This is a genomic window from Acinetobacter sp. F9 (genome assembly GCF_019195275.1).
Classification (GTDB): domain Bacteria; phylum Pseudomonadota; class Gammaproteobacteria; order Pseudomonadales; family Moraxellaceae; genus Acinetobacter; species Acinetobacter pseudolwoffii.
The window spans coordinates 934,387-960,032 of record NZ_CP078068.1 but is presented as its reverse complement, the minus strand read 5'-3'; the positions used below and the strand labels follow the sequence as shown (position 1 = coordinate 960,032).

At 43.6% G+C, this 25,646-nt stretch carries 26 protein-coding genes; 12 read left to right on the top strand and 14 right to left on the bottom strand.

The annotated features are described in order from the left end of the window. Window positions 1–39: 39 nt before the first annotated feature. Window positions 40–534, bottom strand: a complete 495-nt coding sequence (locus KT990_RS04695; protein WP_218209239.1) for a copper resistance protein NlpE — start codon at window positions 532–534, stop codon at window positions 40–42. Between the two features lie 228 nt (window positions 535–762). Here KT990_RS04695 and KT990_RS04690 point away from each other — a divergent pair, with 228 nt between their 5' ends. After that, window positions 763–1,917, top strand: coding sequence for a LuxR C-terminal-related transcriptional regulator (locus tag KT990_RS04690; protein WP_218209238.1), 1,155 nt, complete (start codon window positions 763–765; stop codon window positions 1,915–1,917). A 38-nt stretch (window positions 1,918–1,955) separates the two neighbouring features. Here KT990_RS04690 and KT990_RS04685 read toward each other — a convergent pair whose 3' ends face one another. Continuing rightward, a complete protein-coding gene (locus tag KT990_RS04685) occupies window positions 1,956–3,122 on the bottom strand; it encodes a hypothetical protein (protein WP_218209237.1) in 1,167 nt (388 codons plus the stop codon). 362 nt (window positions 3,123–3,484) lie between these two features. Here KT990_RS04685 and KT990_RS04680 point away from each other — a divergent pair, with 362 nt between their 5' ends. Next, window positions 3,485–4,033 carry a 1-acyl-sn-glycerol-3-phosphate acyltransferase gene (locus KT990_RS04680; RefSeq protein ID WP_171063359.1) on the top strand — a complete coding sequence of 183 codons (549 nt, stop codon included), beginning with the start codon at window positions 3,485–3,487 and terminating at the stop codon, window positions 4,031–4,033. 78 nt (window positions 4,034–4,111) lie between these two features. Here KT990_RS04680 and KT990_RS04675 read toward each other — a convergent pair whose 3' ends face one another. The 3 genes from KT990_RS04675 to KT990_RS04665 form a co-directional block, all read right to left on the bottom strand. Next, window positions 4,112–4,432 carry a hypothetical protein gene (locus tag KT990_RS04675; RefSeq protein WP_159516441.1) on the bottom strand — a complete coding sequence of 107 codons (321 nt, stop codon included), beginning with the start codon at window positions 4,430–4,432 and terminating at the stop codon, window positions 4,112–4,114. A gap of 134 nt (window positions 4,433–4,566) precedes the next feature. Further along, window positions 4,567–5,322 carry a 3-oxoacyl-ACP reductase gene (locus KT990_RS04670; protein ID WP_416378414.1) on the bottom strand — a complete coding sequence of 252 codons (756 nt, stop codon included), beginning with the start codon at window positions 5,320–5,322 and terminating at the stop codon, window positions 4,567–4,569. Between the two features lie 105 nt (window positions 5,323–5,427). Next, a complete protein-coding gene (locus tag KT990_RS04665) occupies window positions 5,428–6,162 on the bottom strand; it encodes a sulfite exporter TauE/SafE family protein (protein ID WP_100328797.1) in 735 nt (244 codons plus the stop codon). A 246-nt stretch (window positions 6,163–6,408) separates the two neighbouring features. Between KT990_RS04665 and KT990_RS04660 the strand changes: the two genes are divergently transcribed. Further along, window positions 6,409–6,627 carry a hypothetical protein gene (locus KT990_RS04660; RefSeq protein WP_005171910.1) on the top strand — a complete coding sequence of 73 codons (219 nt, stop codon included), beginning with the start codon at window positions 6,409–6,411 and terminating at the stop codon, window positions 6,625–6,627. 92 nt (window positions 6,628–6,719) lie between these two features. Here KT990_RS04660 and rsmD read toward each other — a convergent pair whose 3' ends face one another. Beyond that, the gene (rsmD, locus tag KT990_RS04655) at window positions 6,720–7,277 is read right to left on the bottom strand and encodes a 16S rRNA (guanine(966)-N(2))-methyltransferase RsmD (protein ID WP_005096323.1); all 558 of its coding nucleotides are present in this window, start codon (window positions 7,275–7,277) and stop codon (window positions 6,720–6,722) included. A 1-nt stretch (window position 7,278) separates the two neighbouring features. Continuing rightward, a complete protein-coding gene (gene mrdA / locus KT990_RS04650; RefSeq protein ID WP_005171906.1) occupies window positions 7,279–9,330 on the bottom strand; it encodes a penicillin-binding protein 2 in 2,052 nt (683 codons plus the stop codon). 238 nt (window positions 9,331–9,568) lie between these two features. Between mrdA and KT990_RS04645 the strand changes: the two genes are divergently transcribed. The 4 genes from KT990_RS04645 (at window position 9,569) to KT990_RS04630 (ending at window position 12,506) form a co-directional block, all read left to right on the top strand. Then, window positions 9,569–10,087, top strand: coding sequence for a hypothetical protein (locus KT990_RS04645; protein WP_005096326.1), 519 nt, complete (start codon window positions 9,569–9,571; stop codon window positions 10,085–10,087). Between the two features lie 65 nt (window positions 10,088–10,152). Continuing rightward, window positions 10,153–11,469, top strand: coding sequence for a hypothetical protein (locus KT990_RS04640; RefSeq protein WP_005096327.1), 1,317 nt, complete (start codon window positions 10,153–10,155; stop codon window positions 11,467–11,469). A 75-nt stretch (window positions 11,470–11,544) separates the two neighbouring features. Further along, window positions 11,545–12,204, top strand: coding sequence for an adenylate kinase (adk, locus tag KT990_RS04635; protein WP_005096329.1), 660 nt, complete (start codon window positions 11,545–11,547; stop codon window positions 12,202–12,204). An 86-nt stretch (window positions 12,205–12,290) separates the two neighbouring features. Further along, on the top strand, window positions 12,291–12,506 hold the full coding sequence (locus KT990_RS04630) for a hypothetical protein (protein ID WP_100534398.1): 216 nt from the start codon (window positions 12,291–12,293) through the stop codon (window positions 12,504–12,506). Window positions 12,507–12,623: 117 nt separating this feature from the next. Here KT990_RS04630 and nth read toward each other — a convergent pair whose 3' ends face one another. Both nth and KT990_RS04620 read right to left on the bottom strand, forming a co-directional pair. Further along, entirely contained in the window at window positions 12,624–13,337 is a 714-nt protein-coding gene (gene nth / locus KT990_RS04625) for an endonuclease III (protein ID WP_100328794.1), read from the bottom strand. A gap of 4 nt (window positions 13,338–13,341) precedes the next feature. After that, complete coding sequence (locus KT990_RS04620; protein ID WP_218209235.1) at window positions 13,342–14,133, bottom strand: RnfABCDGE type electron transport complex subunit B; 792 nt, start codon at window positions 14,131–14,133, stop codon at window positions 13,342–13,344. A gap of 347 nt (window positions 14,134–14,480) precedes the next feature. Between KT990_RS04620 and gdhA the strand changes: the two genes are divergently transcribed. Continuing rightward, the gene (gene gdhA / locus KT990_RS04615; protein WP_074383062.1) at window positions 14,481–15,824 is read left to right on the top strand and encodes an NADP-specific glutamate dehydrogenase; all 1,344 of its coding nucleotides are present in this window, start codon (window positions 14,481–14,483) and stop codon (window positions 15,822–15,824) included. A 65-nt stretch (window positions 15,825–15,889) separates the two neighbouring features. Here the strand turns inward: gdhA and KT990_RS04610 are convergent, their stop codons facing one another. The 3 genes from KT990_RS04610 to rlmH all read right to left on the bottom strand — a co-directional run bounded on the left by KT990_RS04610 (window position 15,890) and on the right by rlmH (window position 18,165). Beyond that, window positions 15,890–16,663 carry an META and DUF4377 domain-containing protein gene (locus KT990_RS04610; RefSeq protein ID WP_034609074.1) on the bottom strand — a complete coding sequence of 258 codons (774 nt, stop codon included), beginning with the start codon at window positions 16,661–16,663 and terminating at the stop codon, window positions 15,890–15,892. 132 nt (window positions 16,664–16,795) lie between these two features. Then, a complete protein-coding gene (locus KT990_RS04605; RefSeq protein ID WP_005096339.1) occupies window positions 16,796–17,572 on the bottom strand; it encodes a DODA-type extradiol aromatic ring-opening family dioxygenase in 777 nt (258 codons plus the stop codon). Between the two features lie 110 nt (window positions 17,573–17,682). Next, a complete protein-coding gene (rlmH, locus tag KT990_RS04600) occupies window positions 17,683–18,165 on the bottom strand; it encodes a 23S rRNA (pseudouridine(1915)-N(3))-methyltransferase RlmH (RefSeq protein WP_005096341.1) in 483 nt (160 codons plus the stop codon). Window positions 18,166–18,316: 151 nt separating this feature from the next. Here rlmH and KT990_RS04595 point away from each other — a divergent pair, with 151 nt between their 5' ends. After that, window positions 18,317–19,264, top strand: coding sequence for a M28 family peptidase (locus KT990_RS04595; RefSeq protein WP_180076037.1), 948 nt, complete (start codon window positions 18,317–18,319; stop codon window positions 19,262–19,264). Window positions 19,265–19,324: 60 nt separating this feature from the next. Here KT990_RS04595 and lon read toward each other — a convergent pair whose 3' ends face one another. After that, complete coding sequence (lon, locus tag KT990_RS04590; RefSeq protein ID WP_100328791.1) at window positions 19,325–21,751, bottom strand: endopeptidase La; 2,427 nt, start codon at window positions 21,749–21,751, stop codon at window positions 19,325–19,327. A gap of 147 nt (window positions 21,752–21,898) precedes the next feature. Further along, window positions 21,899–22,480: a 5-formyltetrahydrofolate cyclo-ligase gene (locus KT990_RS04585; protein WP_218209234.1), complete on the bottom strand. Its 582-nt coding sequence runs from the start codon at window positions 22,478–22,480 to the stop codon at window positions 21,899–21,901. A gap of 419 nt (window positions 22,481–22,899) precedes the next feature. Between KT990_RS04585 and KT990_RS04580 the strand changes: the two genes are divergently transcribed. The 3 genes from KT990_RS04580 (at window position 22,900) to KT990_RS13485 (ending at window position 25,625) form a co-directional block, all read left to right on the top strand. Further along, window positions 22,900–23,382: a VOC family protein gene (locus KT990_RS04580; RefSeq protein ID WP_218209372.1), complete on the top strand. Its 483-nt coding sequence runs from the start codon at window positions 22,900–22,902 to the stop codon at window positions 23,380–23,382. Window positions 23,383–23,876: 494 nt separating this feature from the next. Continuing rightward, window positions 23,877–25,154, top strand: coding sequence for a PQQ-dependent sugar dehydrogenase (locus tag KT990_RS04575; protein WP_228730825.1), 1,278 nt, complete (start codon window positions 23,877–23,879; stop codon window positions 25,152–25,154). Window positions 25,155–25,463: 309 nt separating this feature from the next. After that, on the top strand, window positions 25,464–25,625 hold the full coding sequence (locus KT990_RS13485) for a YqaE/Pmp3 family membrane protein (protein WP_228730815.1): 162 nt from the start codon (window positions 25,464–25,466) through the stop codon (window positions 25,623–25,625). The last annotated feature ends 21 nt before the right edge of the window (window positions 25,626–25,646 follow it).

Here is a 25,646-nt window from a genome sequence, read left to right as displayed (position 1 = left end):
TCCCCGCAATATGCGGGGATTTTTTATGTCTTTACAAAATTATGATGAAGACTTTTTAACTAATTTGTAATTTAAATTACTCTCGATTTTCTTACCTGACTCTACATCACGCGCTTCAATAAAATTTTCGCCAACAAAGAATTTACGGTTTTCAGCTTTGTTATCTAATGTGATAATTGACGGATCTTGCGGGTCAAAACTAAAACTGCCCTTGAGCTCAGATTCATTGTTATTGGCTTTCCCCAAATATTCTTCGTTCAGCTCATAGGTTTTATCTGAATGAAGCTGTAACTCGACTTTGATGCCTTCACAGTCCGCACAAGGAAACACACCTTCATATTCACCCGCCCAATCTAGTGAGGTTTCTGCGTTGTCAGCACCAGTCAGGCTGCTGTTTGCATTATTTTGCTCCATCATTGCCGGACTGGATTGTGCATTATTATTCATTGGCTCATTGTCATTCTGTTTCGAACATGCTGTCAACGTTGCTGCAAGAGCAACTGCCATTGCAGCAGAGAGTATCACTTTCTTCATTGTTCTGACCCTGTAGATTTCTTTATTAGACATTACATTAAAAGTAGTCTGTATGGATAAATAGGGCAGTCTTGTTAAAGTTTGATTCATTAGGTGAATCAGACCAAATTTATTCATCAATCAGTAGGCTTAAAGAGTTTTTGTAAAATATTAAAGTCATTTTATGTCGTTTCAGCGGACTGTGCTTGGCGCTATGATGCAGAAAGAATGATAAAAAATGAGGCAGTAATGAAATTAGAACAAGAAAATAATCTTATTGCAAAAATTTATGATGCTGCATTATTACCGGCTCTGTGGCTTGAGGTGATTCAAGATATCGTAAGCTATACCCAAAGTAAGAGCGCCATTTTTACCGGTCTGGATCAGCTTAATCCAGGCTATGATTTTGTTCACACGTATAATATCCCGAATGAAAGTTTGGCTGCCTATCAGGATGAACGTATCAGAGTGATTGATATGAAACTTCATATGCCCTTATGGAATGATATTGAGATGGGGGATGCGCTAAATCAGAATTGTCAGCATTATGCAGAGCGGCCCGGTACGGATCATTATGTATTTTATGAAAAATGTTTAAAGCCAACAGGTGTCTGCTATCTGGCAGGCGTGTTGCTCGATCGAGGTCATTATCGCTGGGCTGTACTCGGTATCCATCGTGCGCCTGAGGTGCAGCCTTTTGAACAGGCAGAGCTGGATTTTCTCCGACGCATCAGTATTCATTTACGCCGGGCTTTGCAAATTCATCGGCAAATCAACTTGATTCAACAAGATAATTTAAGCTTGTATACCGTATTGGATAGTTTAAAAACCGGGATTGTACTGCTCGATCAAAACCTGTGTTTAAGTTATTCCAATCCTGTTGCGCAAAAGATGCTTGATCAAAGTTCATGTCTGGATCTGGATATACATAACCGTCTAAAAACCAATTATGCTCAGCAGATACGTTTTGATCAGCTATTAGAAAGTGCTTTGCTGGAAGATACGACCATTCAGACTGAAGTGGGTGGAGTCTTGGCGTTGAGTGATGGGGCAGGCTCACAATTCATGCTGACGGTGGTGCCATTTAAAAAATTAAGAAATATGCAACATTTACAGTCTGCTCAGCATCAGATTGCCTTATTTATGACAGATAAAAACCAGCATTATTCCCTGTCAAGAGCTTACCTACAACAGTGTTACCAGCTTTCCAAACGAGAGTTTGATTTATGCGAGTTGTTAATTAATGGTTATAAAATAGAAGATATTGCAGAACAGTGTGGCATTACGCTGAGTTCGGTACGGACGTATTTTAAAAATATTTATGAAAAAACCCAATGTTGTTCGCAAATCGAACTGATGCATTTATTGATGGGCTGTACCATTCAATTTGAACATATTGATTAAACCGGCCTGAATTTCATATTCAAGCCGGTTTATGTGGGTTATTTAACACGTTGTAAAGTTACAGGATCTTCACCTTGCGGATGTAAGATAAGATTGTTGTTAGATATATTGATGCTTGCAATTGTCTTGCTGCCATTTGAACTATCTTGTAATCCACCACACTCGTTGGTATCGAATAATACCTCGGTTGTGGTGAGAGTATTTGCTGACAATGTATATTTGCCATATTCAATCCCTGGCCAACCACAATCATCTCCGCCTTCAGTGTCTAGGAAGAAATAATAGTTATTATCAAAGAAAGCAAATAGGTGCGTTTCATTGAGTCGCCACGTGCCGACGAGACTATTAGACTGCTTAACTCGATTTAAACGGTATTCAGTATTAACGCCTGGTTCAGTAAGAATTAATTGAGTTCCATTAAAGTTTAAAGAATAAGGTTTATTCTCGGCAGGATGTGAAAGTCCCCATTCACCATTGGTGTCATGCAGGATTTCCGGTTCAATCACGGTTGTTGTTGCATTCCATTTTAAGCGGCCCATTTCAATGCCTGCTTGACCACTCTCATCTTTGGCTTCTGCTTCACCTAGTGCATAGCGTCCATCTTCCAGAATGTGAATCAACACAGCAGTGTTATCGGTACGGTTAATCTCCCACGTACCGGCAATATCTTTGTAGAAGGTCGCTTGAAAGTGTGCTTTAGCATCCTCTTCATTCACTAACTTTTCTTCAGGAATTACTGTTTTGACAATAGCTTCATTTACGAAGTCGGTGGTACTTTGGTTAAAATTAAGCTTTACAGCAGTGAAGGCTGTTTTAGTGTCATCACTAATCTGAATGCCATCGCTATGATCACCTTCTCCATCTAAGGATTGTAAAAAAACCATAAGGTTGATACGCGCATTTTCAGTCTCAGCTAAATCCAAAGGGGTAACACGTTCTTTGGCTTCAATTTCATCACCGAGTTGAACATCACCAATATAAAATTTAACGGTTTCTCCTTCATTGAAGTTGAATTCACCATTGTCATTGGTAAAACCTGTAGCACCACTACTTGTGACATAGCGTACTCCAGAAATCACAGCATCCGTCAGCACCCCTGTCTGGGTTCCAATATTACTTGCAGGAGGTGTACTTGAGTTATCATCCGAACCGCCGCAGGCACTAAGTAACCCCGCTAAAGCAATACAAAGTAAAGTTTTTTTCATTAGAATCTTCCTGAAATTTATAATGTGGATTCAGTATAAAAAGACCCTCATATTTGCCATATCCCAAAATTAGGAGGTTAAGAGCTTTTTAATGCATGAATCCTTTAAATCAGAAAGGAATTCCTATTTATATTGGGGAGCAATCTGAACTATCCGTAAATTGATGTATGAGATAAGTTGAAGGTGTCAAAAATAATCAACTATTCATTTAAAAATTCTAATTATACAAATATAGATTAACTGTTTATTTTTTGCTCATGGAGCACTATCTATATTTGCCGAGGTTGCTAAAATTCGCGCAATTTTGAATAGAATTGGTGCGTGACGTGTTTGAGAAGTTAGCAGAACAAAGCCTGAACCTGATGGGTTGGGAAATTGATAATCACTGGCCACTAGATTTAGAGCAATGTGTCATGATTGCTGCTCCTCATACCAGTAACTGGGATGCACTCTATGCGCGTCTGGCTTTGAAAGCGTTAGGTGTGAATGTTCGCTTAACCATTAAAGACAGTTATATGAAATTTCCATTGGGGCCTTTTGTACGGGCGATGGGCGGAATCGGGATTGACCGCCGTCCTAAACAGCCGGGTGAGCCTCGTCCGAGCATGGTGCAGGTGATGACGGATTTATTTAAGACCCATCCCAAACTGGTCATGCTGGTCACACCAGAAGCAACACGTGCCAAACAGGAACAGTGGAAAACCGGTTTTTATCATGTTGCGATCAATGCGGGTGTGCCGATTGCTTTGGCTTATATGGACTATGCCAAGAAAAAAACTGGCGTAGGTAAAATTGTTTATCCGACAGGGGATTATGAAAAAGATATGGCGGAAATCATGGCATTTTATGCAGATATTCAGCCAAAATTCCCTAAATGTTTCAGTGTCGATCAGCGTTATTATCAGAATTAAAATTGCATTGTAAAAAAAGCAGGGTATTTTCCCTGCTTTTTTATTGCCTAAGAATTAAGAATATCAGACAAATACTACTTAGTTTTCAGAAGCGGGTAAAATTCCACCGAGGCTTTGACAGGCACTTTTATACAGCTCATATTGCTGTTGCACAACTTCCGATAAGGGAATATCAAATAACTTTTCACCTTGGTGATAATGCTCGATATACGCTTCGGCCTTGGATTTTGTGCTATAGAGCGAATGCTGATAATAATCGGTCATGCTGGTATGCGACATCTGTGACATCTCGATCTGGGAGCACTGGAAATTTTGCAGCAGCTGTTCCGATTTTTTCAGATCGCTAGACATACAACTTGCCAGCAATAAGGTACTGAGCAATGTCGTGATAAATTTCATAGAAAATAGACAAAAGGTTTTATGGGAACACCGTATTGTAGAAGTAAAACCCGGTCACAAAACCTTTTTAATCTACCAGATGGTCAAAAAATAGAACAATAGAATCTAAAAATCCCGGTCTATTCTCTGGTCAGTTAACCTTTAACCAGGCCACCATCCACAATCAGGTTTTGTCCGGTTACTGCACGTGAATAAGGCGATAAAAACATCAGGATTGCAGCAGAAAACTCCTCCGGTGTTATCACGCGGCGTAAAGGAGTTGATTGAGCAATCAGATCAAAAACAAAGTCTGGTGTGGCTTTACTGGCATCTGTGGTTTGTAACAGGCCGCCAGAGAGCATATTGACATTAATACCATATTGTCCCAAATCCTGCGCCGTAGTGCGAGTAAAGGCCAGTAAAGCCGCTTTTGCTGCGGTATAGTCATGATAAGGAACCACCGGATTTTGCACTAAGTTTGTGCCGATATTGATGATCCTGCCAAAACCCGTGTGCTTCATATCGTCCAGTGCGGCTTGCGTGGTATTGAGGGCGGCCTGTACTGCACCACTGAATTGACGCGACATGGTCTCCCAAGTTAAATCTTCAACCTTAGGACGATCATCCCCATTAAATTCAAACTGAATCAGCGCATTATTGACGACCGTATGAATCGCTTCCCCGAAATGCTTTTTTGCAGCAGCAAATAAAGTCCGTACCTGATCAGCCTGAGTGACATCGGCCTGATAAATAAAGACCTGCTCGGGATACTGCTGCGCAAGCTGTTCGGCGGTTTGCTGACTGCTATGATAATTGACGACGACGCGAGCACCTTCTGCCAATAGGGCTTGAGTAATCGCCAAACCCAAGCCACGTGCTCCGCCGGTAACGAGAACAATCTGATCACGAATCTGCATAATGATGATCTATATTACGAAATATTGGCCCTAACATAGCAGTTATGTCAGCGGATTCAAGCCTGAGGCAAAGTAAACCAACTCTGCATGAGATTGGGCTTAAATGAATTGGGACGCTATAAGAAAACAGCCGGCGCTGAACAGCAAACTTAGGATAATACGTTTAAACAGCAGTTCAGAAATTTTATAGAAGAGTTTTGCCCCTAAAATGGCCGGAATACTGACAAAAACTATTAACACTGCCATATAGGGTAAATGACTTTGATCGATCATACCTTGCCATAGATAGGTACCGAGTGCGAAGACCTGAACTGCAAAATTAAAATGCCTCAAGATATAGCGTTGCTGGGCTTTCGGGAGTTGTTTCAACATCACCCATGCTGAAGGGACGGCTCCACAAAAACCACCAAGTCCGCCTAATATTCCACCCATCAATCCGATACTACTGTCGGCTATCTTTCCCGAGCGCTGAATGGTTTTGATGTGTGGATTGAGCAGCATCAGCGGAGACCAGAGCACCAGAAAAATGCCCAAAACCAGTTTAAATGTATCAGCTTGGATGATGTGCAGCAGGTAAGTGCCGAGCGGTACGCCAATCAGACCCGCTACTAAATAAGGCAGTAGCCACTGTTTAGATAATATGGGTGGTTTCTGTTCCTGCGTCAGTGAAATTAAATGACTCCAGATGGAAGCAAATACCAGCAAGGGCGCTGCCAGTTGCGGAGCCAATACCCAGACCCAGAATGACATGGCAATCAGGGCAAAGGCAAAACCGGTCAGCCCCTGTACGAAACCAGCGACCATTGCACCAAGAATAAATAACAGCCAGGTCATAAAGGTAAAGTCAGAAGGAAAGGCAGCAGTATTCTAAAGATCAGGGCAAAAGCCAAGCTTTTTAGTTAGCTGTATTTATGCAAATTAAAGTTCAAATGTGCGTAAAATATTAAAACGAAAATAAGGAATGAGTTTTTTATTCCTGCATAAAAAATGCATAAATCACTACAACAGAGCAACAATGAGTTCGTTTAGTCTCCATGAACTCGCCTGATACTGATAGGGTGCAGTAAAGAGATTAGGGACATGATTAAAAAAGCGATTTTACTTTCTGTATTGGCAGTGTCATTAACTGGTTGTGTGGTTGATCCATGGGATGATGGTTCTCGTGATCACCGGGATCGCAACGGACATTATGATCGAGACCACAAGGATCGTGACTGGAAAAATCGGGAGCATAGAGATCATCGGGATTGGAAGCGTGACAGAGGTGATAACCGTGATTGGCGCCGTGATCGTGACTAAAATGATTCTCGCATCTTTCAGTTTGACTATTATTGACAAAAAAGGATTCCACCGCGGAATCCTTTTTTAATGGGTCTTAATTGTAACTTTATTTAAGAAACACTTTTTTGATAAAGCCCTGCACGCACTGTGCCGGCTTTGGTATTTTTAATGAGTCGCCATGACGCTGGTAATTTAAGCAACTGTAGATCACGGTCTGCTTCCACATAAATATAAGCATTATTTTTCACCAGATGATCCGCCTGTAATGCCAGCTCTTCCCATAAGTTCAGGCTATACGGTGGATCGAGAAAAACCAGATCAAATTGTGTTTGCAGGCTGGTTAAAGCTTGCTGCGCCGTTGCTATTTTCAATTGGGCGCGTGCTTTGGTGACTTGTAATAGTTCAAGATTCTGGGTCAGGAATTGTGCCTGAGTACGATCCGGTTCAATCATGACGACTGAGGCCGCACCACGCGATAAGGCTTCAAAAGCCAAGGCACCAGATCCTGCACAAATGTCCAAAACCTGTGCATTTTGTACGTCCCACATAAGCCAGTTAAACAGGGTTTCGCGTACTCGATCAGGCGTCGGGCGTAAACCCTCAATGCTGGCAAAAGGTAGTTGACGACGTTTCCAGTCACCCCCAATAATTCGAAGTTGGTTTTTCATTTTAGTCTCGTTCTACCGGTGTGGGAGCAGGAGGCGCTACAGCTGGAGCAGCTGCATTTGCAGATGGATTGGTGGCAGGATCTGGTGGCTGAATATTGGCTGGAGCTACAGTTGCTGCATCTTGACTCAACATGCCTGCACCACTTGGCAATTCAGCAGGCTTGATTCCGGCTGTCATCAGACCACCACTGAGCTGATGACCTTGCGGGCGTACCGGCTTCTTATCTTTATGCAGCAACCAGTAATCAAAAATCGGACGAGCCAGCACAGTGGCTGCACTACCGCCACGACCATTTTCCAGAATGACCGCAATCGCAATTTCAGGATTTTCAGCAGGTGCAAAACCGACAAACAGGCCATGATCCAGCTGACGGTCGGTCAATAAGGATTCATTATAACGCTTGCCTTGAGCAATACTCTTCACCTGAGCTGTACCAGTTTTACCTGCAATGGAATATTGTAAGCCACTTTTGATGCCTCGGCCTGTACCAGATTGAATCACGTCGACCATGGCATCACGCATCTTGATCCAGTCTTCTTCCTGACCATTAAAATCGATTTTGCCGTGGGTACCATTATGTACCTTGAACGTTTTGGCACCGCGACTTTCACGTAACACATGCGGAATGACTTTATTGCCATGGTTGGCGGTAATGGCCGTTGCCATGGCCAGTTGTAACGGCGTTGAAGTGAAAGCCCCCTGACCGATACTCACCGAAATAGTTTCACCTCGTAACCATTTGGCGTTACGGGTACGCATCTTCCATTCCGGGTTCGGGTACAGTCCTGAGCTTTCACTTGGTAAGTCCACGCCGGTTTTTTCACCAAAGCCAAACTGACGCATCCAGGTGTTCATTTTCTCAATGCCCATGCGGTAGGACATGACATAGAAATAAGTATCACAAGAAACGACCTGAGCTTTGTGCATGTTGACTGCGCCATGCCCGGATTTTTTATGGTCACGGAAGCGGTGACTATCGCCCGGCAGACTGAAATAACCCGGATCAGAAATAGTGGTATCCCAGTCCACCAGACCATAATGCAGGCCGCCCAATGCAAACATCGGTTTAATGGTCGAACCAGGAGGATAAACCCCTTGTACGGCGCGGTTATATAAAGGTTGATCCAGATTATCACGCAGATCACTATAATCTTTATGACTGATACCGGTCACAAACAGATTTGGATTGAAACTTGGGCTGGAAACCAGCGCCAGAATTTCCCCAGTTTTCGGATTCATCGCCACAATCGCACCACGGCGTCCAGCCAGTTGCTCTGAAGCCACCACCTGCAAACCATAATCCAGTGACAAGAACAGATCATTACCGCGCACCGGATCCTTACGGCCCAAATGCCGTAGCACATTACCAAAAGCATCCGCTTCTACCGATTCATTTCCTGGCACCCCATGCAGAAGTTCTTCATAGGATTTTTCTACCCCGATTTTCCCGATCAGGTTAGTCCCGGCATAAAGATCCTTGTCAATGGCTTTGAGTTCTTTGTCATTAATCCGGCCCACATAACCAATCACATGGGCAAACAGGTCGCCATGCGGATAATAGCGGGTCATCTGGGTTTCAATATTCACGCCCGGAAACTGATATTTGACCTCGCTAAAACGGGCAATATCATTTTCATTCAGGTTGAGCTTGATCGAAACCCGTTCGGTTCTACGTGCTGTTTTGATCCGGCTTTGGAAGCGTTCAATATCTTCTTCGGTCAGCTCCAGAATAGGCTTCAGACGTTCCAAAGTCTGGTCAATATCCTGCACATCGGCGCGGCTTAAAGTTGCGGTAAAAACCGGGTAGTTATCGGCCAGCAATACGCCGTTACGGTCATAAATATAACCGCGCGCTGGAGGCAGAGGTTGCAGACGAATCCGGTTTTGGTCAGAAGCGGTACTGAAGGTCTCGAAATTAAAGAGTTGTAAATAAGCATAGCGGCTGACCAGCAGCAGCATAAAAAAGATGACGATTCCAACAGAAATCCATACTCGACTACGATAGATGCGCTTTTCTTGTTGTGCATTTTTTAAAGGAAAGTGCTGCTTCATACGCGATCGACTTGAGACCTGAGGAAAGGAGGAAAGAATCAAAGTGGAATATTCTAACGCAACTGGACTTGATTTGATAATGAAAAACTGCCATTACGATCAGTTCCTTTAAGCTTTGACTTTGCAGACATGAAAATTGTAAAGTGCTGTATATAAGAGTTGTGATAATTCTGATACAGTAAAATCGAATAAAAATAGGACTATACCAAAAACTATAATTAAGGAAGATGGTGAAGGAATGAACAAGGTTTACCCTTTGTTGGCGTTTGCATTGTGGGCGAACGGGGCCTATGCACATGATCAAATCAATAATACTGCAGATAAAGTAGAAGCGACTCAGGCAAAAGCCTTTAATGTTGGGGCTGGTTTTACCCGGAAGCTGGTACATTTAAATACTGAATGGGTTAATCCTTATGGGATTGCTTATGTGAAAGGTGGGGTTTTTCTGGATGATGATCGAACGATAGGGGGGCAAGTAGGCTTTCGTTATCCTGCGCATCTGACCGGCAAGGATAAAAATGGGTATTATGTCGGAGGCTATGCGGGTCATATTGAAAGCAAACGCGTCGACAATGAATACAAGGCTCGCTTAGGTGCTGGAATTGATTTGGCCTATGTTTTGTTGAGTTCAGAGCGAATCAGCAGTTTTAGTGTCGGCATTGGTGCCGGAGAGAAATTTGAAGATCGAAATGGTCGTGTGGTGGCCGAAACTGAACCGCGACTACAATTTTCCTATACTTTAAGTATCGGTTTATAGACAAAATATTTGACCTTATAAATATGTGTATTCTGTGAACAAAAAATTAAATATGGAACTTATGCATGCTTGAGTACGTCAACGAATTGTGGCAAACCTTTGTGAATCGCCCGGATTTTTGGGCCGTGCTCAGCATTATTCCGGTGACCGCATTTGTAACGTGGGCTCACGTCTGGATGGCACTGAAAATGGTGTTTTATCCGATCAATTTTTGGGGTGTCCATCTCGGTCCTGTACCTGTCGGCTGGCAGGGGATCGTGCCACGCAAAGCTGGCCGTATTTCAGGCATTATTACCGATAACACTTTGTCTAAACTAGGTTCCATCCGCGAATTTTTAGAGGCCATGGATCCAGATGATATGGCACGGATCATTGGTGAACAGGTCGGTTTCGAACTGGAACATCTGATTGATGAAGTGATGATGGATCGTAATGCAGTCCTTTGGGAAAACCTGCCTTTTGCCATCAAACGCAGAATTTATGCACAGGCACAAAAACAAATGCCGGCAATTTTGCGTGAATTGGTGACCGAGCTGACCATGAACGTCGAGTCACTTGTCGATATGCGTGAAATGGTGGTCAGCCAGATGGAAGGTGACCGTCGGTTAATGGTGCGCATGTTTCTGAAAGTGGGCCAAAAAGAAATCAATTTTATTTGGCATATCAGTGCACTCATCGGCATGTTCTTTGGTATTTTCCAGATGATTGTCTGGTTCGTGGTGCCTTGGCACTGGACTGTTCCGTTCTGGGCTGCCATCTGGGGCTTTTTGACCAACTGGATTGCAATCTGGATGGTATTCAACCCGCTCTATCCGCACCCGGTAAAGTACCCGCAATTCTTTAGCCGTACCACAAGTCGCAAGTTTCCATGGATTAAACCTGTAATTCCGCGTATTGGCACCTATAACATACAAGGCGCATTTATGAAACGTCAGGATGAAGTCTCTGATGTTTTCGCAAGTGTAGTCACAGAAGATCTGATTACGTTAAAATCGATCATGACCGAGATGATGTATGGCGGGAAAAAAGACAAAACCCGCCGCATTGTCAAACGTCATATTAATGAAATTATGGAAACACCCCTGGTTCGGACCTCTTTACAGCTGTCTTTAGGGCCAAAAGAGTATGCAAAACTCAAGACGGACTTGATCGATCGCTCGATTGAAATTACGATGGTGCCTGTATGCGACCCAGCATTTAATGCGAGCCGTGCACAGAAAATCTATCAAATGTTTAGAGACCGCATACGCGAGTTGACTCCGAAGGAGTTTCAGAATCTGTTACGTCCTGCATTTCAGGAAGATGAATGGATTCTGATTTTATTGGGTGGGGTAACCGGTTTTGTCGCGGGTTTAATCCATTTGTTTGTGGCTTTCTTATAATGAGATGCCGGGGGACACAATCGGGCGATTGTGGTCGTGGCGTCATACATATTGTTTAAATGAGGATGTTTATATATGCGCATTATCTTACTCGGACCACCTGGAGCAGGTAAAGGTACACAAGCTCAGTTGATCTGTAAGCGCTACAATATCCCACAAATTTCAACCGGTGATATGCTCCGTGCTGCAATTCGTGAAGGAACTGAATTAGGTCTACAAGCTAAAAGTGTCATGGACAATGGCGGTTTGGTTTCTGATGAGTTGATCATTGGTCTGGTCAAAGAGCGTATTGCGCAACCTGATTGTGTAAATGGCTGTATTTTTGATGGTTTCCCGCGTACCATTCCTCAAGCAGAGGCTTTAGAAAACGAAGGTATCAACATCGATCACGTGATTGAAATCGATGTTCCAGATGAAGAGATCGTACAACGTCTTTCTGGCCGTCGTCAGCACCCGGCATCTGGCCGTGTGTATCACATCGTTTATAACCCGCCAAAAGTGGAAGGTAAAGATGACGAAACGGGTGAAGATCTGGTTCAGCGTCCAGATGATCTGGAAGCGACAATTCGTAAGCGTTTAGGTTCTTACCATACTGAAACTGAGCAACTGGTGGGCTTCTATCAGGGCCGTGCAGCATCAGGTGAAAATGCACCGACTTACAACAAGTTAAACGGTCTGCGTCCAATCGATCAGGTTCAGACTGAGCTTTTCGCGATTCTGGATCAAGCAAAATAATCGGCTAACGATGATTTTGACAATCGAAGAGCCCTAAGTCATATTAGGGCTCTTTTTTATTGCGTATTTGAACAGGTGCTGTGGCTATGAAATTTGGCGTGTTGGTGTTAATGATTATATTTCTGGCAGTGTTGGTGGGTCTGTTCTATATGAGTTTTAAAATACTGAATAAAGTACGTCAGGAAGAACGTGCAGAAAATGCAGCCAAGCATCCACAACGCCAGTTGCACCCGAAATTGCAGGCGGAGCTTGAACAGCGCAAAAAAGAACAGGAACAGGCTGAACACGATCAGAATAAATAATTCGGCATGCTTTAGTGGAAGCTGAGTCCAGTTTTAAATAAAAGCGGTATGTTGAAAATTGTAGAAAAGGTGAGGTATTGATCACCTTTTTTTCGGTCTTAGTTTAGTTCTGCAATTCTATTCAGAAATAGCGATATTCTTCACTGCAATTGCGCGCGCTGCACCAAATTCAAAACGATCAGGCCAGTTACACACATCGGCGACCACACATTCATGACATTTCGGTTTACGGGCAATACAGCAATAACGGCCATGTAAAATCAGCCAGTGATGAGAATCAATGATAAATTCTTTCGGAATCACTTTGACCAGTCGATGCTCAACTTCAAGCACATTTTTACCTGTAGCCAATCCGGTACGGTTACCAACCCGGAAAATATGTGTATCCACCGCCATGGTCGGTTGACCAAAGGCAGTATTCAGCACCACATTGGCCGTTTTCCGTCCCACACCCGGCAAGGCTTCCAGATCCGCACGATTATCCGGTACCACGCTGTTGTGCTTCTGAATCAGCATCTCACAGGCTTTAATTACGTTAACTGCTTTTGAGTTATATAAACCAATGGTCTTGATATATTCCTTCAAGCCATCCACACCAAGCGCATAAATCGTTTCCGGTGTATTGGCGACTGGAAACAGTTTGTCCGTGGCCTTATTCACGCTGACATCGGTGGCTTGGGCAGACAGAGTCACGGCGACCAGTAATTCAAAGGGATTGGCATAATTCAGCTCGGTTTTCGGATTGGGGCGCTGTTCACGCAGGCGTTCAAAAAAGGTCTGAATCTGTTTTTTGGTCATGTTTTTTACAGGTTTTGTGCTCGCAGTGGTCATGTACTTATCCCTGTAAGGTCTGTAATTTTTCAGCTAATTCTGTCAGTTGCAGGCGTTTGCTGGCATCTTCACGAACCGAAAGCTGTTTTTCCAGCTTTTTAATTTGGGTGCGTAGTTTTGCCAGTTCAATCGTGGTTTTAGAATCTAGCGTAATCGGAGTATCCGCTGGCTTATTCACGACTTCAATCACAGGAAGCTGCTCATTTAAAGCAGAGAACTGGGCAAACAGGGCAGTATTGATTTCTGCACGGACGACTGGGCCCTTACGGTCAGTACGGCGTTTTTCTTCACGCTGGATATGCGCATAATAGCGCTGACGTAAATCGTCCTGTTCGGCAATACGCTGTGCTTCAGTCGGTAAAGGCTGTGGGTCTTCGACCAGATCGATACAGTCAACCGGACACGGTGGAATGCACAGTTCGCAGCCAGTACACAGATCGGTCAGAATTGTATGCATCAGTTTGCCGGCGCCAATAATCGCATCGACCGGGCAGGCGCTAATACATTTGGTACAGCCTATACATTCATCTTCACGAATTACGGCTTTGATGCGCTGCGGGCGACCGTCGGCTTGAACTGGCCAGACACTTTTTTCAGCCCTAAGTTCAGGACGATTTAATAATGCAGCCAAAGCATCGGCAACAGGCTGTCCGCCTGGCACACATTTATTGGCATTTTCACCCTCAGCAATCGACTGGGCATAAGGTAAACATCCGTCACGATGACCACAGAGTCCACATTGGGTTTGAGGGAGTAAAGCATCAATCGATTGGACCAGAGAAATTGGCGAATTCATGAATAACCAGAGCTGCTCATGCTGAGCTTTGCAGTAAGTGAAACAAAATATGTCGAGTTATGCATTTTAACATATTTTTAAACTCCTAAGTCGTGCGCAATTAAGGGTCAAGTTATGCCTTATTACTAGGCATAAATCTGAATCTAAGCCTTGATTCAATTGGCATTTCCTGACATAGAAAAAATATTCATAATCAATATAAATATTTGTTATCAAATTAATTTTAAAGTATTTTCAAAAAAAGTATTGTAGATTAGTTACAAAAGATATTTAATATTTTGCGCCAAAATTTAACATTGATTGTAAATTTGACCAATTTTGATCCATTTTCTGCTGAGGATTAAGCGTTGAAATACAACACACTTAATGAGTTCCTAGATTACGTAAAATCACGTGATGCACACCAACCAGAATTTCTTCAAGCTGTCGAAGAAGTGATGACCAGTTTGTGGCCATTCATTCAAAAGAATCCACAATACGCAGCACATGGTTTGCTAGAACGTCTAGTTGAGCCAGAACGTGCGATCCAGTTCCGAGTTTCTTGGGTAGATGACCAAGGTCAAACTCAGGTAAACCGTGCGTTCCGCGTACAATACAACTCAGCGATCGGTCCATTTAAAGGTGGTATGCGTTTCCACCCTTCAGTGAATCTTTCAATCCTAAAATTCTTAGGCTTTGAGCAAACATTTAAAAATGCTTTAACCACACTTCCTATGGGTGGTGGTAAAGGCGGTTCTGATTTTGACCCTAAAGGCAAATCAGAAGGCGAAATCATGCGTTTCTGCCAAGCTTTAATGATCGAGCTATATCGTCACCTGGGTGCGAACACAGATATCCCTGCAGGTGATATTGGTGTGGGCGGTCGTGAAGTGGGCTATATGGCCGGCATGATGAAAAAATTAAGTAACGACACTGCATGTGTATTCACCGGTAAAGGTTTAACCTTCGGTGGTTCATTGGCGCGTCCGGAAGCAACGGGTTACGGTACTGTGTATTTCGCTGAGGAAATGCTCAAGTCTCGTGGCGAAAGCTTCAAAGACAAAGTTGTCGCAATTTCAGGTTCTGGTAACGTTGCGCAATATGCTGCTGACAAAGCGTTGTATCTGGGCGCGAAAGTGGTTTCACTTTCTGACTCTGCGGGTACGGTTCACGTCAAAGACGGTTTCACTGAAGCATTGCTTGCTGAAGTGATGGAACTTAAAAACGTAAAACGGGGTCGTATTTCAGAATTTGCCTCTAAACATGGTTTTGAATATCTGGAAGGACAACGTCCTTGGGGTATTCCATGTGATATCGCACTGCCATGCGCGACTCAAAACGAACTGGATGCGGAGGATGCTGAAAAGCTTCTCGCAAATGGCGTGATCTGTGTCGCTGAAGGTGCAAACATGCCTTCAACCTTGGCTGCTGTAGAGAAATTCATTGAAGCGAAAACGCTTTATGCGCCAGGTAAAGCATCAAATGCAGGTGGTGTTGCCACTTCTGGTTTGGAAATGTCGCAAAATGCATTGCGTTTAGGCTGGACCTTTGAGGAAGTTGATGAGCGTTTACATGCGATCATGAAAGAAATTCACCGTAACTGCGTAAAATTCGGTACCAAAGAAGACGGTACTGTGAACTATGTAGACGGTGCCAACATTGCAGGCTTCGTAAAAGTGGCTGATGCAATGCTTGCTCAAGGCGTATTCTAAGTCTGATTGAGTGTCGCTTTAAAAAAACCGAGGCCATAGCCTCGGTTTTTTTATGGATAGATATTTTATAATGAACCTTTCACGGCTTCGCGCTCGACTGCCATGTCATAAATATAAGCATATTTAGATTGATCTGCCGCAGGGTTCTTAATTTCAAAACGTTTTAGCCGAATAATCTGGCGTTCATTCGGTGAATGCTGAAAACCTTCAATCTGGTCATAGAATAATGTCCAGTCCTTATCGACCTGGGTCTTCAGACCGTTTTGATCATATTTAACCTGTTTAACTTGCAAGCAGCTTTGCTGAGCCACACCGGTACATGATTTTGTATCTGGGGAAATTTCCAGAAAAATTGTTTCAGCTTGCCCCTGATATCTGGTTTCCGGAGTCATTTTCCCGGTAAATTCATATTTTTGACCATCGGCAGCGGAAAGCGTTAGGGTCGGCTGGTCAAGGTTCGTGGTATTGAGCGCAAAAGGAATTGCACGTTTTTGTAAAAGCTGGCTGACAAAGCGTTCCTGTTGCATCAGTGCGGTATCGCAGGCCATTTCGGTTCCTATGACTTCGCTGGTGCTGATAATATTATCTTTCACTGACCAGTTTGTACTGAGTCCATTACAGCCCGTCACGGCACTCAGGCGGCCTTGAGCATCGAAACTGAGCACGATTGGCCGTTCCAGCCCGCGATCTAGTTGCCAGTGGTAGGCAGAAAGAAGCTGATTTGCACTTTTTTGTTGTAGGGTAGCCACTGTACGATCTCCAGCCTGCTGGATATCACCCGACTGACAGGCTGCAAAAGTTAAAGGTAATAATGCCAGTACAATAAATTTTAATTTCATGGATTTATAATAAAGAACAAAGAATTGAAATGATAACGGATGCATTTCTAAAAGATATGGATACATATCGCAGATTTTGGTTGCAAAATGTATCCAAATTTAAAAGTTAAAATTTTGAGTTTTCAATCAAGATTAATCGAAGCGGTAGACATCCATGCCGAGAGAACCCATGCTAAAACTGCTATGCACCAGACTAAAGCGGCTTCCGGTCCCCATCGCAAAGAAGATCGGGGCAAAATGCTCCAGTGTTGGATGATTACGCGCCATGTGTGGAATATTGGACCAGTCCAGTATCGCATCATAATCGCTATGGGCCAGTTTATGGACGACAAAATTGCGGAAATCTGATGCCCATACCGGTACATCAGCCGCCGTTCCATCCCAAGACAGTTCACGTAGGTTATGCGTGATACTGCCTGAACCAATCAGCAAGATTTGCTGCTCACGTAGCGGTGCCAGACTTTGACCAATTTTATAGATTTCATCGGCACTCATCGACATGGGCAAGGAAATTTCAACCACTGGAATATCCGCATCCGGATACATATGCAGCAGCGGCATCCATACGCCATGATCACGTGGACGAGTACTATTGGCATGTGCAGCAAAACCGGCATTGGCCAGCAAACCCAAGATCTGCTCGGCCAGTTCAGGATTTCCTGGTGCAGGATAGCGTAATTGATACAGCTCTGGCGGAAAACCACGGAAATCATGCCAGGTCTCTGGTCGAATACCGCTACTGACTTCCAGTGCCTCACTTTCCCAGTGCGCTGACATGATAATAATCGCTTCCGGGCGTGGCAGGTTTTCGCTTAAACGATGCAAGGCAGGACCCACTTGCTCAGGATTCAGCGCCAGCATAGGAGAGCCATGAGAAATAAATAAGCCGGGCAACGTTTGTAAGTTCATAAGTCAAACCACATCTAGAAGATGTCTCAATAATGCATTAAAAATAGCGAAAAAAGCAGGAGGAATTATTCAACAAAACGTTGCATAAACAGAACGCTTCAGCAACGTCATTAACCTGCACGATGGTAGGGATGATTATGGTTAATGGTCATTGCACGGTACAGTTGTTCAATCAGCATCACCCGAACCATGGGATGGGGGAGTGTGAGCTTAGACAGGGACCAATGCCATGCAGCAGCTTTACGTACTGCTTCCGAATGACCATCTGGCCCGCCAATCGCCAGTACCACATCATTGCCTTCCAGCATCCAGCCTTTCATGGTTTCAGCCAGTTTTTCGGTACTGAACTCACGTCCACCCACTTCTAGCGCAATCAGGATTTCGTTCTGCTTGAGTGCATTTAAAATGCTGTCACCCTCAATATTTCGATATTTCAGGATATCCGCTTCAGAATCATTTTTGCCGCGCTTGGCCATGGGCAGTTCAATAATCTGGGTCTGTACAAAGGGCTGAATACGTTTGAAATAATCTTCAAAACCAGTCAGCACCCATGCTGGCATTTTTTGACCAATGGTCAGGATACGGATTTTCATACAGACAGATCAATAATTGGATACTTCATTATAACGATCAAACAACACGAAGTTGAGTCAGGAAACAAATTGAAATTGAAATGAAGGATTTAGTGCTGCTTTAATGTCCTGAGTTCAAGTCTCCGCTTGATAAAGGAATGGATAATAATAAATGCGGACTAAGGTCATCATAAAAGGATGTTGTACTTTGCTGCTGTTGGTCACCGGTCTAATCGGCTCAAGTTTCAGTGCTGCCAATACCAACACACGCGCTCAAATTTCTCATCTGGAATTATTTTTCAGCCAGATCATGAGTGTCGATGAATTTCGAAATTACAAGAATGTTAAAGAACTGAATCGAGTGTCTGCATGGATTAAAGGACAGATGCAGCGTTTTGGCATTCCCTGTCAGTTTCAGGTCTATGTAGTTAATAGCCTAAGCTATCGAAATGTCATTTGCCATTTAAATGCTCAGGCCAAAACCAAAATGGTCATGGGCACGCATTATGATGTCTTTAGTGATCGATATGGTGCTGACAATAATGCCTCGGGAGTGGCAGGTTTACTGGAAACCGCAAGATTATTGGCCTTGCAAAAATCCAAGCTCAAACATGAGATCGAATTTGCTTTTTATACCTTGGAAGAGCCGCCTTTTTTCAAGACAGAACATATGGGCAGCTATATTCATGCCAAGTCGCTCAAGAAAAAAAAGCAGAAGCTGAAAGGTGTGGTGATTCTGGATTCAATTGGCTATTTTGATGAAAATCTGGTGCAGACTTATCCGGTGGGGTTGAAATGGATTTATCCAGATCATGGGAACTTTATTGCCGCGATTGGTCATTTGGCCTCGACCGGAATGACCGGAGATTATTGTACTGCCATGCAAAGTCTTAACCGTCTGGAATGTCAACGTTTTATTAGTCCAACTTTTGCTCAGGATATGAATTTTTCTGGTTATCTGAATTATGCCAAATTCAATTATTCGACCATGTTAATTACCGATACGGCGCATTATCGTAACCCTTATTATAATACTGAGCTGGACACCTTGGATAAACTGGATCTGAAAAAGATGACCTATGTGATTGATGGGCTGGTAGCGATGGCCTTGCAACCTTAATCAATTTCTTTACACAATAAAAAACCCTGCCGGAGCAGGGTTTTGGCAAATCAGCTCATCTTAATGACGGGCTGCTTTCGCTTCTTCTTTGGTTTTTACAATCGGGGCTTTCACCAAGGCTTTTGGCAAAGAGATGAGGGCCAGCGGTAAGATCTCATCAATCGATTTCACGGCTTTAATCTCTAAACCATCTTTTACATTTTCAGGAATTTCCGCCAAATCACGTACGTTTTCCTGTGGAATGAAGACCAGCTTGATGCCACCACGATGGGCTGCAAGAAGTTTCTCTTTCAAACCGCCAATACGTAATGCACGACCACCCAGACTGGTTTCACCTGTCATCGCGATATCCGGACGAATCGGAATCCCGGTAAATGCAGATACCAATGCAGTGGTCAATGCCAAACCTGCGGATGGACCATCTTTCGGTGTCGCACCTTCCGGTAAATGCACGTGCACATCGGTTTCTTCAAAGCGGGACGCTTCGATGCCAAGCTCATCTGCACGGGTACGTACCACAGTCATGGCAGCGGTAATTGATTCTTTCATGACATCGCCAAGAGAACCGGTGGTAATGAACTTGCCTTTACCTGGAACGGCTGCAACCTCAATGGTCAGCAATTCGCCACCCACCGAAGTCCAAGCCAGACCATTGACACGGCCGATTTGTGCTTCTTCTTCCGCCATACCATAGTCAAATTTATGTGCGCCCAAGTAATCTGGAAGATTGCCTGCTGTCACTTCAATCTGAAGGTTTTTGGCTTTTTTGCTCACCGCTTCTTTGACCACTTTACGTGCAATTTTGGATACTTCACGCTCAAGGCTACGTACACCGGCTTCACGGGTATAACGGCGCACGATGTCACGAATCGCTTCTTCATGCACAGTTAATTCTTTAGCACGCAGGCCATTATTTTTAATGGCTTTTGGTACCAGATAACGATCTGCAATATTGACTTTTTCTTCTTCGGTATAACCCGGAAGACGAATCACTTCCATACGATCCAGCAAGGCTTCAGGAATGTTCATGCTGTTTGCGGTACAGATAAACATTACTTCAGACAGATCCAGATCCAGATCTAGGTAGTGATCACTGAACTTATTGTTCTGTGATGGATCGAGGACTTCGAGCATTGCAGACGCCGGATCACCACGGTAATCTTGCGCCATCTTGTCGATTTCATCGAGCAAGAACAACGGGTTTTTCACGCCAACTTTAGTCAATGACTGCACGATTTTACCTGGCATCGCACCGATATAGGTACGACGATGACCACGAATCTCGGCTTCGTCACGTACACCACCCAGCGCCATACGTACAAATTCACGACCAGTTGCTTTGGCAATCGACTCACCCAGTGAGGTTTTACCAACACCCGGAGGGCCGACTAAACACAGAATCGGGCCACGCAATTTTTTCACACGTGACTGAACCGCAAGATATTCCACGATACGGTCTTTGACATCATCCAGGCCGTAGTGATCTGCATCCAGAATTTCCTGTGCCTTGTTCAGGTTAATGCTGACTTTGCTGGCTTTATTCCACGGTGTATCCAGAATGACTTCCAGATAGTTGCGAACCACTGCCGCTTCACTTGAAGCAGGCTGCATCGCTTTCAGTTTACGGAATTCGTTTTCAGCTTTCTTGCGCACATGCTCAGGGAGATCTGCTTCAGCAAGACGTTTTTCAATTTCAGCGACATCATCTTCCGCGCCGCCGTTCATATCAGAAAGCTCGCGCTGAATGACTTTCATTTTTTCATTCAGGAAGTATTCACGCTGGTTCTTTTCCATCTGGCGTTTAACCGAATCATGCAGGGTTTGCTCAATCTGCTGTTCTTCAGATTGTTGCAATAGATAGGTCATCAGCTCAGTCAGATGTGCTTCGAATTCGTCGTGTTCCAGGAATTTCTGTTTAACATCAATATTCAATGGCACACGGGTTGCGACAAAGAACAATAACTGTAACAGGTCTTCAATTTTGTTGGCTGCGGTGATCAGTTCACGCGCATTACGTAGCTTCGCTTCTGCATATTGAGCGAAAAGCGCACGTAATTCTTGCAAGCGTACAGCTTGAGTGTCTTCATCAACCGTAACCGTCATTGGGCTGAGTTCATGCTCTGCTGTCAGATACTCATTTTCGTCAATGATAGTTTTCAGCTTGGCACGATGCAGTCCTTCAATCAGGACTTTGATACAGTTTTCATCATTTTCGTGATTCACAACTTGCACAATCTTCGCGACAGTACCGTATTGATATAAATTGTCGTGATCAATTTCTTCTGTAAGCGAATCTTTTTGCGCAACCACAAATACTAGATTGTCACTGTTACGAGCCACATCAACTGCATTGATCGATTTTTCACGACCGACAAACAGCGCAATTTGCATGTGCGGATAAACCACCACATCACGCAGCGCCAAAAGGGGTAGTACACTTGGAACCTGAGGCTCTAAGGTTTCTTGATTCATAATAATTTCAGACATGAGCACTCCTAATGAGTGACAACGGTGTTGCCATGTTTTTAATAGTGATGGGTAATTTAAAAAATACAAGGGGAGTTAGGATTAAATTGTGCAAAAAATGACTAATTATGTGATTTTAAAGTAGTTCACAACCGGGAAATTGCAAAATTAACGTTTGAAGCGTAAAAAAACAGTCGGGGTAATTAAAGCATCGAGGGGTTGATCCCATTTTTCCCGTTTTAAGGGCTGGCTAAGCAGTTGAAAGTCATGCGCCAGTCCCAGACGGAATGGACGCCCGGGCGCAGAAGCCAGGGTTCGATCATAAAAACCGCCACCCATCCCGATTCGTGTCCCTGAATGATCACAGGCCAGCAGCGGCATGATCAATAAATCCAGCTTAGAAACATGAGTACCACGTGTCGTCATGGACTCCCGCATTCCCAGCCGATGATAGGCAAAGCGCTTGTTGCGATATTGATGCTGGCTGATTCGAATCCAGACCAGCTGTTGATTCATGTCGCAAATCGCAGGCAGATAGACCTGTTTTCCCAGTTTAAAGCAGCGTTCAATAATGGTGTGGGTATGAATCTCACCAAAAGCATGCAGATAAATGCCGATGTGCTTGGCATGAATAAATTGCGGGCTGCGTATAAGGCGATTTAAAACTTTTTGTGCAGCTTGCCTTTGCTCAAATTTAGAAAGATGACGACGTGTTTTACGCAGGTATCTTCTTAATTCTTGAATGGTCATAGGGCAAAAGCAGATCTGACAAAAGTGTGCTCTAGTCTAAGTGGGAATTCGGGAAAAGTAAAAAATAATTGTGATCTTGATTCTCATATGACGAGGTAGCAACTTGGTTAAGTTCAGCAAATTTCATAATGAATCTCATCTCTAAAAACTTGATTAAAATTGGTCAATTAAAGGCATTGAATTATTGGCTGCTTAAAATGTCATAATTTTTTTATTTTCTGTGAAGCATGCGTTTTCAAGTCATTCTTTTAATGATCATGAAATAGATTTTGATTAATAAAGGTACAAATCTAAAATCGATTTTTTGTGTTTTTGAGTGAATTATAGAGAAGGGATCAGATCTCTGATTAACCCGATAGATCTAACACATTGTGCCTAGGCAGAGCGCGTAAGACCTAAATCAATGGAGATTGAACATGATGAATATTGCGAAGAACACCATCTGCCTCTGGTATGATAATGACGCTGAAGCTGCTGCACGATTTTATGCCGAGACATTTCCTGACTCCTCAATTGGCGCGATCAACCTTGCACCCGGAGACTATCCTTCTGGAAAAGAAGGCGATGTCATCACCGTTAATTTTAGGGTGCTGGGTATTAGCTGCATTGGACTAAATGGTGGCCCGGCATTCCAGCATAACGAAGCATTCTCATTTCAGGTGGCAACTGAAGATCAGAAAGAAACCGACCGATATTGGAATGCAATTGTTGGCAATGGCGGTCAGGAAAGCGAGTGTGGCTGGTGTAAAGACAAGTGGGGCATTTCCTGGCAGATTACGCCAATTGTGCTTATTCAGGCAGTGACCAGTTCTGACCGTGCCGCCGCCAAACGCGCCTTTGATGCAATGATGACCATGAAGAAAATTGACATCTCCGCGATTGAAGCGGCATTTCGTGGTTGAAATGCGAAAATTCAATGAGCCGTTGCAGTTCATATGGCTGTGTAATATTACCCAGCTGTTTGGATGAGTTCCCTTAATTGTTTTTTGAAGTATTTCAGACGAATATCTGACTCTCTTACTCATAGATTCTCTAGGTTTAGGATCATTCAGGTCTGATTTGCACGTAGAAGCTCATCAAAAGATGGGCTTTTATTTTGAACAGTATCTGAAACCTTAAAACAGAGCTTTGCTTGGATGAACTACAACAATCCCTGAATCGAATGGCTGATCAGAATTCTTTTAGCTCTTGTGCATCATGCTGCTACGACAAAAAAACAAATCTACTTCAAAATTGATAACCAATTCATAACCAGAAAAAACATCAAGCCGCTAGTAGCATCTCCAATTGTTTTTTAAAGTAAGTCGATGACGATAAAAAATAACAAGAGATAAAAATGCCTATTCAGCCGGTTCACTTTTTTTTGCCTGGTGCAGGCTTGGCACTTCTGCTGGCGATGACGGCTTGTACTATGCCATCCAAGTCGCCAATTGCTGACAGTTATGGTTCCCAGCCACAGTTACCCAAACCAAAATCCAGCTTGCTGCCTACAGTCAATATTGCACCTGCCAAAGGTTGGCCTGAGGGTAAAATGCCCACTCCCGCTACAGGTTTAAAAGTTCAGGCATTTGCCAAAGGGTTGCAGCATCCGCGCTGGCTCTATGTATTGCCAAATGGTGATGTGCTGGTGGCCGAAACCGATGCACCACCCAAGCCTGATGATAGCAAAGGAATTAAAGGCAAAATCATGAAATGGGTAATGCAGCGAGCCGGCTCATCGCATCCGAGTGCTAACCGCATTAGTCTGCTTCGTGACAGTAATGGTGATGGAGTCGCTGAACAAAAAACTGTATTTTTACAGAATCTCAACTCTCCATTTGGCATGGTACTGGTCGGCAATATGTTGTATGTGGCCAATACTGATGCCCTGATGCGCTTTCCTTATCAAGCAGGTGCTACTCAAATTACTGCAACCGGCACCAAAGTACTGGATTTACCGGCGGGTCGTTTAAACCATCACTGGACCAAAAATGTCATTGCCAATCCTACGAGCAGCAAACTCTATATTACGGTAGGTTCCAACAGTAACGTAGCTGAAAATGGCTTGGATCAAGAAGAAGGTCGGGCACTGATCATGGAATTTGACCTGGCCAATACTCAAGCACGACCTTTTGCAACCGGACTTCGTAATCCGAATGGTATGGACTGGCAACCACAGAGTGGCAAACTCTGGACGGTAGTCAATGAGCGTGATGAGCTCGGCAATGATCTGGTTCCAGATTATCTCACCTCGGTTAAAGACGGTGCTTTTTATGGCTGGCCCTATAGTTATTATGGCCAACATGTAGATACACGGGTCAAGCCGCAAAACCCTGCACGGGTGGCACGGGCAATTCCACCAGACTATGCTTTGGGTAATCATACAGCATCATTGGGCTTAAGTTTTTATACAGCAGATCTAATGCCTCATTATCGAAATGGTGCACTGATTGGCCAGCATGGCTCATGGAACCGCAAACCGCATAGTGGCTATAAAGTGATTTTTGTTCCCTTTCAAAATGGCCAGCCTTTCGGTCAGCCCCAAGATGTCTTAACCGGATTTTTAAGCGAGCAGGGCAAAGCATTTGGGCGCCCTGTTGGTGTAACCGTAGATTCTGCAGGCGCTATTTTAGTGGCTGATGATGTCGGTAACGTGATTTGGCGGGTATCACCCTTGAATACGGCTGCCAAGTAGCAATCAGTTTTCACCTAAACAGCCCAAAGATGAGGGGTTTCAGTCGAGTGAAAAGCTGCTGGGCAGCGCGAGTGAAAGCAAGGTCTTTTTCATAAAAACGTCAAGACGATAACTGAAAATATAAGTTCGCCAAGCTGATTTAAAATAATTTTTAAGCTGCATTTAAGCTAACTGAATTAGGCTTTTGAGATGTTTTTTAGAATGATACAGCATGCATATTTTTTTTGATAACACTAAAAAGAGCGAACACAGAGTCCAGTAAAAACTGGATATTAAAATTGCAAACACGAACACAAGAGGGTATTTAAAATGAAGTTGATGATTGCCTTTATTTTCCCCTGGTCCTTATTTATGACCATTCACAAACCGGTTGAAGCAACAATATGTCTCATGCTGCAGATTTCAATTTTAGGCTGGATTTCTGCCGCAATCTGGGCCATGTTTATTTTAGATCGAGATCAAATAACTTGAAAATTCAATGTGTATTTAAAA